The 9325-nt window shown below is 67.9% G+C and carries 11 protein-coding genes and 1 tRNA gene; 6 read left to right on the top strand and 6 right to left on the bottom strand.

The window, feature by feature from the left end; translation table 11 throughout:
* Nucleotides 1-197 precede the first annotated feature (197 nt).
* The 6 genes from B7Z76_RS15095 to B7Z76_RS15070 all read right to left on the bottom strand — a co-directional run bounded on the left by B7Z76_RS15095 (nucleotide 198) and on the right by B7Z76_RS15070 (nucleotide 4268).
* Nucleotides 198-779, bottom strand: coding sequence for a MerR family transcriptional regulator (locus B7Z76_RS15095; protein WP_174503931.1), 582 nt, complete (start codon nucleotides 777-779; stop codon nucleotides 198-200).
* Complete coding sequence (locus B7Z76_RS15090) at nucleotides 776-1090, bottom strand: integration host factor subunit alpha (protein WP_174503932.1); 315 nt, start codon at nucleotides 1088-1090, stop codon at nucleotides 776-778. Before B7Z76_RS15090 ends, B7Z76_RS15095 begins: the two co-directional genes overlap by 4 nt.
* 80 nt (nucleotides 1091-1170) lie before the next feature.
* The gene (locus B7Z76_RS15085; protein ID WP_174503933.1) at nucleotides 1171-2133 is read right to left on the bottom strand and encodes a beta-ketoacyl-ACP synthase III; all 963 of its coding nucleotides are present in this window, start codon (nucleotides 2131-2133) and stop codon (nucleotides 1171-1173) included.
* Nucleotides 2134-2138: 5 nt separating this feature from the next.
* The gene (plsX, locus tag B7Z76_RS15080; RefSeq protein ID WP_174504879.1) at nucleotides 2139-3248 is read right to left on the bottom strand and encodes a phosphate acyltransferase PlsX; all 1110 of its coding nucleotides are present in this window, start codon (nucleotides 3246-3248) and stop codon (nucleotides 2139-2141) included.
* A gap of 81 nt (nucleotides 3249-3329) precedes the next feature.
* Entirely contained in the window at nucleotides 3330-3533 is a 204-nt protein-coding gene (gene rpmF / locus B7Z76_RS15075) for a 50S ribosomal protein L32 (protein ID WP_174503934.1), read from the bottom strand.
* 210 nt (nucleotides 3534-3743) lie between these two features.
* The gene (locus tag B7Z76_RS15070) at nucleotides 3744-4268 is read right to left on the bottom strand and encodes a DUF177 domain-containing protein (protein ID WP_236656385.1); all 525 of its coding nucleotides are present in this window, start codon (nucleotides 4266-4268) and stop codon (nucleotides 3744-3746) included.
* Between the two features lie 82 nt (nucleotides 4269-4350).
* On the opposite strand from B7Z76_RS15070, the gene B7Z76_RS15065 reads away from it, so the two are divergent.
* The 6 genes from B7Z76_RS15065 to B7Z76_RS16365 form a co-directional block, all read left to right on the top strand.
* Nucleotides 4351-4845: an outer membrane protein assembly factor BamE gene (locus tag B7Z76_RS15065; RefSeq protein WP_174503936.1), complete on the top strand. Its 495-nt coding sequence runs from the start codon at nucleotides 4351-4353 to the stop codon at nucleotides 4843-4845.
* Between the two features lie 4 nt (nucleotides 4846-4849).
* Nucleotides 4850-6445, top strand: coding sequence for a PhoX family phosphatase (locus B7Z76_RS15060; protein ID WP_291344990.1), 1596 nt, complete (start codon nucleotides 4850-4852; stop codon nucleotides 6443-6445).
* Between the two features lie 60 nt (nucleotides 6446-6505).
* The gene (gene gabD, locus B7Z76_RS15055) at nucleotides 6506-7984 is read left to right on the top strand and encodes an NADP-dependent succinate-semialdehyde dehydrogenase (protein ID WP_291344988.1); all 1479 of its coding nucleotides are present in this window, start codon (nucleotides 6506-6508) and stop codon (nucleotides 7982-7984) included.
* 13 nt (nucleotides 7985-7997) lie between these two features.
* A tRNA-Ser gene (locus B7Z76_RS15050) sits at nucleotides 7998-8087 on the top strand.
* Nucleotides 8088-8411: 324 nt separating this feature from the next.
* The gene (locus tag B7Z76_RS15045; RefSeq protein ID WP_291344986.1) at nucleotides 8412-9011 is read left to right on the top strand and encodes a hypothetical protein; all 600 of its coding nucleotides are present in this window, start codon (nucleotides 8412-8414) and stop codon (nucleotides 9009-9011) included.
* Between the two features lie 186 nt (nucleotides 9012-9197).
* Nucleotides 9198-9325: transposase (locus B7Z76_RS16365; RefSeq protein WP_366925317.1), on the top strand; the 128-nt coding region annotated here is incomplete at its 3' end.

The following is a 9325-nucleotide window of genomic DNA, read 5'->3' as shown; positions in this document are numbered from 1 at the left end:
CATCCGATCAGATGGAATCATCTGATCGGATAAAGATGCTCGGTTTGTCAGTATGATAGAGCACTACATCCGATCCAAAAGGATCGGAAAGTGCTCTAGAGCATCATCCGATCAGATGGAATCATCTGATCGGATAAAGATGCTCGGTTTGTCAGTATGATAGAGCACGTTCCGATCCGGATGGATCGGTACGTGCTCTAAAGGCTGGCGCGCAGGGTTTCCAGCTCGTCGAGCACTGCGTGGATGGCGGCGCGCAGCACCGTGCCGGCGGCCCGGGCGCGTTCGAGCTGGCGGTCCGGCGCGGCGTCGGGCGGGGGGCCGGGTTGCGGGCGGGATGCGGCGGTGGCGAGGATCGGCAGTTCCGGCGACTCCTCGCCGGCATCGTCCGCCATGCCGGGCTCGGCAGTGGTGCGGCCGCGCTCGGCGGCGGAGGCTGCGCGTTCCTCGTCCGAGGCGGGCGGGATTTCGGCGTGCAGCAGCCCGCCGCTCTCGCGGAGCAGGCGCTGGACCCCCTTGATCGTATAGCCCTGGGTGTAGAGCAGGTCGGCGATGCGTTGCAGCAGCACGACATCATCCGGACGGTAATAACGCCGGCCGCCGCCACGCTTGAGGGGCTTGATGCGGGGAAACTTGGTTTCCCAGAAGCGCAGCACGTGCTGGGGCACATGAAGCTCGTCCGCCACCTCGCTGATGGTGCGGAACGCCTCGGCCGATTTGCGGACCCGGGCGCGGCCCTGGTCGTCCTGCCTGGTATCGTCGGGCGGCGTCTCGTCGGTCAAAACTGGCCTGCGGAGGCGGGGGATTTGCCGGTGTCAACGGCCTCGCGCAGGATCTGGCTGGGGCGGAAAACCAGCACGCGGCGCGGCAGGATCGGCACTTCGCGGCCGGTTTTCGGGTTGCGGCCGATGCGCCGCCCTTTCTGGCGCACGGAGAAGGTGCCGAAACCGCTGATCTTGATCGACTCGCCCTCGGCAAGGGCGCGCTTCATGCGGTCCAGCACTGCTTCGAGCAGCTCTGCGGATTCGTTGCGCGACAGTCCCACTGCCGCATAGATCGACTCAGCCAGTCCGGCGCGTGTCAACGTGCTCATTTTTCAAGATTAGCAAGAAAGGCAGCCGGGTCAACACGGAACCGCAATCGTCGCGGTCACGGGTGAGGGGCGACGCCGGTTCAGAAGCGGAACAGCGCCGATCCCCAGGTCAGTCCGCCGCCGAGCGCCTCGATCAGCACGAGATGGCCGGGCTTGATTCGTCCGTCGCGCACCGCCTCGTCGAGCGCCAGCGGGATGGAGGCGGCGGAGGTGTTGGCGTGGCGGTCGACCGTGACGACGACCTGTTCGGGCGCGAGGCCGAGCCGCTTTCCCATCGCATCGATGATGCGGCGATTGGCCTGGTGGGGAACCAGCCAGTCGATGTCCGATTGCGCGAGGCCGTTGGCGGCGAGCGCCTCGTCCACCGCGCCGGCGAGCTTGCTGACCGCGTGGCGGAAGACTTCCGAGCCCTTCATCACCAGGTGCTGGGGCCGGTCGGCCTGGCCGGTTGCGCCGTCGATATAGAGGATGTCGCCGTAGCGGCCATCCGAATGGATATGGGTGGAGATCAGCCCGCGATCGGCGTCGTCCTGTGCCGCGCGCAGCAGCACCGCGCCGGCGCCGTCGCCGAACAGGACGCAGGTGCCGCGGTCTTCCCAGTTGAGGATGCGGGAATAGACCTCGGTGCCGATCACCAGCACGCTGGCGCATTGGCCGGAGCGGATGAAGGCATCGGCCACCGAGACGGCGTAGACGAAGCCGGAGCAGGCGGCCGAGAGGTCGAACGCGAAGCCGCCGGTGATGCCGAGTGCCGCCTGGATGCTCACTGCGGTGGCGGGAAAGCCCTGATCCGGCGTCGAGGTCGCGACGATGATGGCATCGACCGTCTCGGGGGCGGCGCCGGCATAGGCCAGCGCCCGGCGCGCGGCCTCGGCGCCCATGAAGGTCGCGGTTTCATGCGGGGCGGCGAGGTGCCGCTGGCCGATGCCGGTGCGTTCGCGGATCCAGGAATCGGAGGTGTCGACCCGTTTGGCCAGTTCGTCGTTGGTGACGATGCGTTCCGGCAGGTAGCTGCCGACCCCTTCGAAAACGGTGCGTTTCATGTCGGTCAGCCGGATGTCACGGGTGTGGAGGAGGGGGTGCGGATGGCATCGCTGGCGAGGCGCTCGCGATCGACGTGGTGGGTCAGGTCGTCGCGGATACGGTCGTTGAAGCGGTTGACGATCATGTCCATCGCGACGTCGACGGCATGGGCGAAGCCCTCGGCATCGGCGCCGCCGTGGGATTTGACCACGACGCCGTTCAGCCCGAGCAGGACGGCGCCGTTGTAGCGCCGCGGGTCGAGCCATTCGCGCAGCCGCGACAGGCCGGGGCGGGCGAGGAGATAGGCGATGCGGGCGGCGATGTTGGCCGAGAAGATCCGCCGCAGCAGGTCGCCGACCAGGCGCAGCGCGCCCTCGCCGGTCTTGAGCGCGACATTGCCGGTGAAGCCGTCGGTCACGACGACGTCCACGGTGCCGCCGGCGATGTCGTGGCCCTCGATGAAGCCGTGGAACTGCGCGCCGATCGGGCTTTCGCGCAGCGCCTCGGCGGCGCGGCGCAGGGTTTCATCGCCCTTCATTTCCTCGGAGCCGACATTGAGCAGCCCGATCGTCGGGTGCGGCAGGCCGAGCACGGTGCGCGCGAACAACTCGCCCATGATGGCGAATTCGACGAGGTTGCGGGCGTCGCAGACGACATTGGCGCCGAGATCGAGCATCACCACGTCGCCGCGCGCCGAGGGGCCGATCGCGGCCATGGCGGGGCGGTCGATCCCGCTCATCGTCTTGAGGACGATCTTGGCGAGGGCGAGCATCGCGCCGGTATTGCCGGCCGAGATGACGCCCGCGGCCTCGCCATTGGCCACGGCATCGATCGCCCGGCGCAGCGAGGCGTCCCGCAGCCGCAGGGCGGCGGTGGGTTTCAGCTCGTTGGGGATGACTTCCGTGGTCGGGCGGATGGTGACCCGGTTGCGCAGGCGCTTGCTCAGCCGGACCAGCTCATCTAGCCGCGGCGCGTCGCCAAAGACCTCGAACCGGGCATTCGGATGGCGCTCGGCAGCGATGTCGAGCCCGGCGATGACCACGTCCGGCGCATGGTCGCCGCCCATCGCGTCGACCGCGAGGATCGGCGCTCCGGCGGCGGGCGCGCGGTCGGGTCCTTGCGGCGGATGCGGCATGGAGGAGGCGGAGTCGGAGGGGGATCCGGTCGTCATCGGCTGTGCGAAGGCACGGACGGTGGCGACAAGGTCACGGCCGGATCAGATCCGGACCGTGCCCTTGAGATCCTTGCCGGCGGCGACGACTTCACGCCCGTCATAATGGCCGCAATGGCCGCAGACATGGTGCGGACGCTTCAGCTCGCCGCAATTGCTGCACTCGGCATGAGCCTGCTGGCCCACGGCGTGGTGGCTGCGGCGCATGCCTTGGCGGGAGGGGGAGGTCTTGCGCTTGGGTACGGCCATGGGTCGCTCTCGGTTCTGTGCGTTTCGTCGCGAAAGGTCTCGGCGCGCCAGCAGGTGACGCCCCGTGGACCGGGGGGATCGGAAAGCGGGCGTGTAGCAGAGAGAGGGGCGGAGGGCAAGATTGAAGGTGGCGGGGCGGTGCGGCCGGGATAAATCCGGCCGGTAGCAGTCCGGCCGGTAGCAGTCCGGCCGGGATCAGTCCGGCCGGGGTCACTCCGGCCGGCGGAGTTTCGCGAGGGCGGCGAACGGGTGCGCCTGCGGTGCGGCGCCGGCATCGGGTGCTGCGGGCGGCTCCGCGCCGGGCCGGCGGGGATAGGGATCGAGCGCCAGGGCGAGCTGCTCGACGAGCAGGGCGCCGAGATCGGCCACCGTTCCCTCCAGCGCGACCTGGTCCGGCGCGTCGGGGTCCAGCATGTCGTCATCCTCCACCGGCGCGCCGTTGGTGACGAGCAGCAGCGCGGCGGTTTCGGCGATCGACTGGTCGACCGGTTCGAGCGACACGATGCAGGATTGCGTGACCTCGGCGGCAAGCTCCAGCCGCGCCTCGATCCGCGGTCCGCCGGCGCGGCGCAGGTGGAAGCTGCCCGACAGCGCGGCGATCGCGGGGATACCGAAGGCGGCGGCGATGGCGGCGCGTTCTGCGGCGCTGGTCTCGATCGTCACCGTTTCGGGATCGTCGCCGAGGCGGGCGAGGTCGAGGCGCCGGGTGAGGGGGGCGGGGGCTGCTTCAGTCATGTTAAAACAGTGCCGCATCTTGCACGGCGAGGGAAGCTCGCTCATAGAGCCTGAACCAGCCGCAACCCAAGGATCGAGCCGCGTGCGCAGATTGGCGATCAAGCTCCGCCCATTTCTCCCCTTGCTGATGCTGCCGGCACTTGCCGGCTGCGCCGTGTTTTCGGCGCAACCGCGCTATCGCGGCACCGCGGTGACCGAGGCGCAGCTCAAGCAGCTCACCCCCGGCGTTTCCACCGAGGCGGACGCCACCGCGCTGCTCGGCTCGCCGACGCTGCGGGAATCATTCAACGATCATGACTGGCTTTACGTGAGCCAGGTGACGAAGCCGCGCATCGGCCAGACCCTGGGCGTCGAGAAGCAGCAGGTCGTCGTGCTGGATTTCGGCGGCGGGGTGCTGAAATCGATCCGCCGGGTCGACAAGAAGCAGGCGCTGCACGTCGCGATGGCGGGTGGCAGAACGCACGCGCCGGGCGGCCATGCAGGTTTCCTGCAACAGCTTGTCGGCGGTGTCGGGCACTATAATCCTGGCCTGGGCGCCGGACAGTCCGGCGGCCTCGGCGGAGCGAGCGGATTCTGATCGCATGATCGGGCGGCGCGGCATTCTGGCCGGAACCGGAACCGTGGCGGCGCTGGCGATGGCCGGCACCGCCCGCGCCTCGACCTCGGTTCTCGGCATGGCGGGGCCCGTCACCCGTCTGCCGCCCGGATCGGAGGCGCCACAGCTGAACGACGTGGTGGCACCGGGATTGCAGCGGGACGTGCTGATCCGCTGGGGCGATCCCGTGCTGCCCGGTGCGCCGCCGTTTCACCCGGGCAACGTCACGCTTTCGGCCGCCAGCCGGCAATTCGGCTGGGATGCGATCATCGCCGGTCTGGTGAAGATGCCGCCCGCCGACGATGGCGTGCGCCGGCTGCTGATGGTTCTCACCCATCCCGACGTGCAGATGCGCATGGCGTTTCCCGGCGGCAGCGGGCCGGCCATCGTCGCCGGCAAGATGCAGGGGGCGTCGGTCCTCAACCTCGCGGTGCAGAACGGGCGCTGGGTGGTGGTGGCCGGCGGCTACCAGTCCCGCCGCATCACCGACGGGACGCTGTGCCGCATCTCCGGGCCGGCCGCTGCCTCGATCGGGCAAACGGTGCAGGGTGTGCTGGCGCCGTCCATCGGCAGTGTGACGCCCTGGAACACGGTATTGCTGCCCGAAGGCCGCGCCGCGGGCTGGATCAAGCGGCTCGCCGGCCATGCGCCGGGCTTCGACAGCCCGGGCGTGGGCGCCGGCTTCGGCTGGGTGGTCGAGCTCGATGCGGCCAATCCGATGTCCTTCCCGGTCAAGCGCACCGCGCTCGGCCGGCTGCCCCGCGCGGGCGTTGCCTGCGGCCTCGCCGCCGATGGCAGCGCCGTCGTCTTCATGAGCGAGGACGGACCGATGGGGCGGCTGTTCCGCTTCAAGGGCGCCGCCCCTTCTGGCACCGGAGAGGGCGCGCTGGATGCCGGGACGCTCGCCGTTGCGGTGATCGATGGATCGCATATCGTCTGGCACGACCTGCCCGCGGGCCTGCCGACGCTGACCGCGACGGCTTCGGCCGGGCATCGCGAGTCCGGGTTCGATGCGCCGGCCGGCATGGCGATCGGTTCGGATGGCACGCTCTATTTGGCCTGCCGCGGCAATCCGGGACGAGGGATCAGCCAGATCAACCCGCTCAACCCGCGCGCCGGCAATGGCACAGGCCATCTGCTCGCCTTTGCGCCCGAGGGCGGCGATCCGGGGGGCAAGCGGTTTGCCGGCCGCGTCGTGCTGCTGGGCGGCAATCCGGCGCATGATTCCTCCGCGCGCTACGCGCCGGGTTCGACCGCCTGGCTGCGCGCCCCCTCGACCCTCGCTTTCGACGGGCGCGGCCGGCTGCTGATCGGCACCGACCAGCGCGGCGATGTGACCGACACTGCGGACGGGCTGTTCGCGATGCACCCGCAGGGCGGGCTCCATCTGCTCTACAGCGCGCCGGTTGGGGGTGCTGTGGGCGGTGCTGCTGCCGATCCGCAGGGGAAGACGCTGTTCACCGTCGCGCGGCATCCCGGCGCCACGCGCCAGGCCGATTTCGCCGATCCGGCGACGCGCTGGCCGACGGTGCAGCCCGGCATGCCGCCGCAGACCACGATGGTGTCGCTCACCCCGGGTTGACCCTGTCGCGGCCGGCGTACCTGAGGCCATGACGCTGACCATCACGACGAGGAGGGCTGGATGCTGAACACGACCGCGACCTTGAGGCTGAACGACCCGACGCTGCTGCGGGAAGCCAATTATATCGATGGAGCGTGGGTTCAGGCGGAGAGCGGCCGCACGCTCGATGTCCTCAACCCCGCGACGGGCGAACTGGTCGGCCGCGTGCCGGCGATGGGCGAGGCGGAGACCCGCCGCGCGGTCGAGGCGGCTGGTCGGGCTCTGGCCGGCTGGCGGGCGATGCTCGCGAAGGAGCGTGCCGCGATCCTGCGCCGCCTCTACGAGCTGATGATGGCCAACCAGGACGATCTCGGCGCGATCATGACGGCCGAGCAGGGCAAGCCGCTGGCCGAGGCGAAGGGCGAGATCGCCTATGCCGCCGGCTTCATCGAGTGGTTCGCCGAGGAGGGGAAGCGGATTTACGGCGACACGATCCCGCAGAACGCTCCGGGCCGGCGGATCATCGTGCAGAAGCAGCCGATCGGCGTGTTTGCCGCGGTGACGCCGTGGAACTTCCCCTCGGCGATGATCACCCGCAAGGCCGGGCCGGGCTGGGCCGCGGGCTGCACCGGGGTGATCCGCCCGGCGAGCCAGACCCCGTTCTCCGCCCTCGCCCTTGCCGCCCTCGCCGAGCGCGCCGGCATGCCGGCCGGCGTGTGCAACATCATCACCGGGCCGTCCGGGCCGATGGGCGCCGAACTCACCGCCAACCCGATCGTGCGGAAATTCTCCTTCACCGGCAGCACCGAGGTCGGCGCGAAGCTGCTCGCCCAGTGCGCGCCGACGATCAAGAAGACATCGATGGAACTGGGCGGCAACGCGCCCTTCATCGTGTTCGACGACGCCGATCTCGACGCCGCGGTGAAGGGCGCTATCGATTCGAAATTCCGCAATGCCGGGCAGACCTGTGTGTGCGCCAACCGCATCCTGGTGCAGGACGGCGTGTTCGAGGCGTTTGCCGAGAAGCTGAAGGTCGCGGTCGAGGCGCTGAAGGTCGGCAACGGCATGGAGGCGGGCGTGACGCAGGGGCCGCTGATCAACCGCGAGGCGGTCGAGAAGGTGGAGGCGCATATCGCCGATGCTGTGGCGGGCGGCGCGCGGATCGTCACCGGTGGCAGGCGCCATGAGCTGGGTGGGAATTTCTTCACCCCGACCGTGATCGCCGATGTGAAGGGCGACGCGCTGATCTTCCGCGAGGAAACCTTTGGCCCGGTGGCCCCGCTGTTCCGCTTCAGCACCGAGGCGGAGGCGATCGCGATGGCGAACGACACCGAGTTCGGCCTCGCCAGCTATTTCTACGCCCGTGATGTGGGGCGCATCTTCCGCGTTGCCGAGGCGCTGGAATACGGCATTGTCGGCATCAACGAGGGCCTGATCTCGACCGAGGTCGCCCCCTTCGGCGGCGTCAAATCCTCGGGCCTCGGCCGCGAGGGATCGAAATACGGGATCGAGGATTATCTCGAGATCAAGTATCTGGCGCTCGGCGGCCTGGGCGGCTAAACGGGCGCTGCCAGGATGGGTGGCCGAGTGGTTTAAGGCAGCGGTCTTGAAAACCGCCATACGTGAAAGCGTATCGTGGGTTCGAATCCCACCCCATCCGCCAAACCTATATCCAGAGCCATCCGGCGCGATCCCATAAAATATTTTATATCAGTGCCTTAAACCAGATTACTGTCCACGCTCATCCGCCCTAATTTGGCTAAATCCGGAGTTTCCACGTGGGTGAGGTTGTGGGTAAGGTTCGGTCATGGCCCGAGTTGTCAACAAGCTGTCGCCGCCCAAGGTCGCCTAGCTGACCGCCCCCTGCCTCTAAAGCACGTTCCGATCCCTTGTTGCGGGTGTGTGCCGGCTTGGGTCGTATTCCGCCCCTTGGCCCCGATCGCGGAACGTTGCAAGATCGCATTGCCGGGACAGACCGGCTTTTTTCATGTCGGCCGGTCGTTCGCTGGCCCGGTTTCTTGCCGCGAAGGGGGCGGCTGCGTGCATGCTGACTGTCGATGAATGGACCATGCTTGGCACATGGGCCGCGCCAGCCATTTCAGCCCTCGGCTTCCTCCTGATCCGCAATCAGCTGAAGGGCGATCGCGAGGCGCTGGAGACACAGACGAGCTGGGAAATCTACAATGTCGGCGGGAGCATCCTGCAAACATTCATCAGCCACCCCGAATGCCGGCCGTATTTCTACGACGGCTTGCCCCTGCCGGAGGAGGAGCCGCTGCGCAGCAGGGTGCTGGCGGTGAACGAGCTGATCTGCGACCACATGGAGAACATCATCCTGCATCGCGACGCGATCGATGCGGAAACCTATCAGGTGTGGGTGGTGTACATGCAGGGGCTGTATAACCGCAGCCCGACGATGCGCTGGTTCCTGGACATGGAGTGCGAGGGCTACCGCTATTCGCGCCAGTTGCTCGACCTGCTGGACGAAGGCTTGCGCAAGCAGGTGGGCCAGCAGGCCTGGCTTGTCGAACAGCGCGACATGGCGGCGGCGGCGGCGCGGGCATCGTCCGGCCGGAAGATGCGCTAATTATCAATGTGGCAGAGCACTGCATCCGATCCGAAAGGATCGGAAAGTGCTCTAGGTTCTGTACCTATTGCCATGACTACGGGGCGTCTGATTCAAGGTAACTATCCGGTGAAGGCTGCCTGTCGATGATGGAGTGATTCGCTCATAAATACGTTTGTAAGAGCGACGCTATGAGCGGGTGTTTGGATGGAGATCATCACGGGAATTGAGCGCCGGCGTCGCTGGCGTGATGAGGACAAGCTACGGATTGTTGCGGAAGCGGAAGCGCCTGGTGCGGTGTTTGCGGAAGTTGCGCGGCGGCATGACATATCGCG

The organism is Acidiphilium sp. 20-67-58, assembly GCF_002255515.1.
In the GTDB taxonomy this organism is placed as follows: Bacteria; Pseudomonadota; Alphaproteobacteria; order Acetobacterales; family Acetobacteraceae; genus Acidiphilium.
This window is presented reverse-complemented; position numbering and strand designations above follow the sequence as displayed.

Bases quoted from the DNA above. Each gene is read 5' to 3' on its own strand.
- B7Z76_RS15090 (WP_174503932.1), bottom strand. From the start codon at position 1,090: ATGAGCACGTTGACACGCGCCGGACTGGCTGAGTCGATCTATGCGGCA.
- gabD (WP_291344988.1), top strand. From the start codon at position 6,506: ATGCTGAACACGACCGCGACCTTGAGGCTGAACGACCCGACGCTGCTG.
- plsX (WP_174504879.1), bottom strand. From the start codon at position 3,248: ATGCCGCATCCGCCGCAAGGACCCGACCGCGCGCCCGCCGCCGGAGCG.
- B7Z76_RS15045 (WP_291344986.1), top strand. From the start codon at position 8,412: ATGTCGGCCGGTCGTTCGCTGGCCCGGTTTCTTGCCGCGAAGGGGGCG.
- rpmF (WP_174503934.1), bottom strand. From the start codon at position 3,533: ATGGCCGTACCCAAGCGCAAGACCTCCCCCTCCCGCCAAGGCATGCGC.
- B7Z76_RS15060 (WP_291344990.1), top strand. From the start codon at position 4,850: ATGATCGGGCGGCGCGGCATTCTGGCCGGAACCGGAACCGTGGCGGCG.
- B7Z76_RS15070 (WP_236656385.1), bottom strand. From the start codon at position 4,268: ATGACTGAAGCAGCCCCCGCCCCCCTCACCCGGCGCCTCGACCTCGCC.
- B7Z76_RS15085 (WP_174503933.1), bottom strand. From the start codon at position 2,133: ATGAAACGCACCGTTTTCGAAGGGGTCGGCAGCTACCTGCCGGAACGC.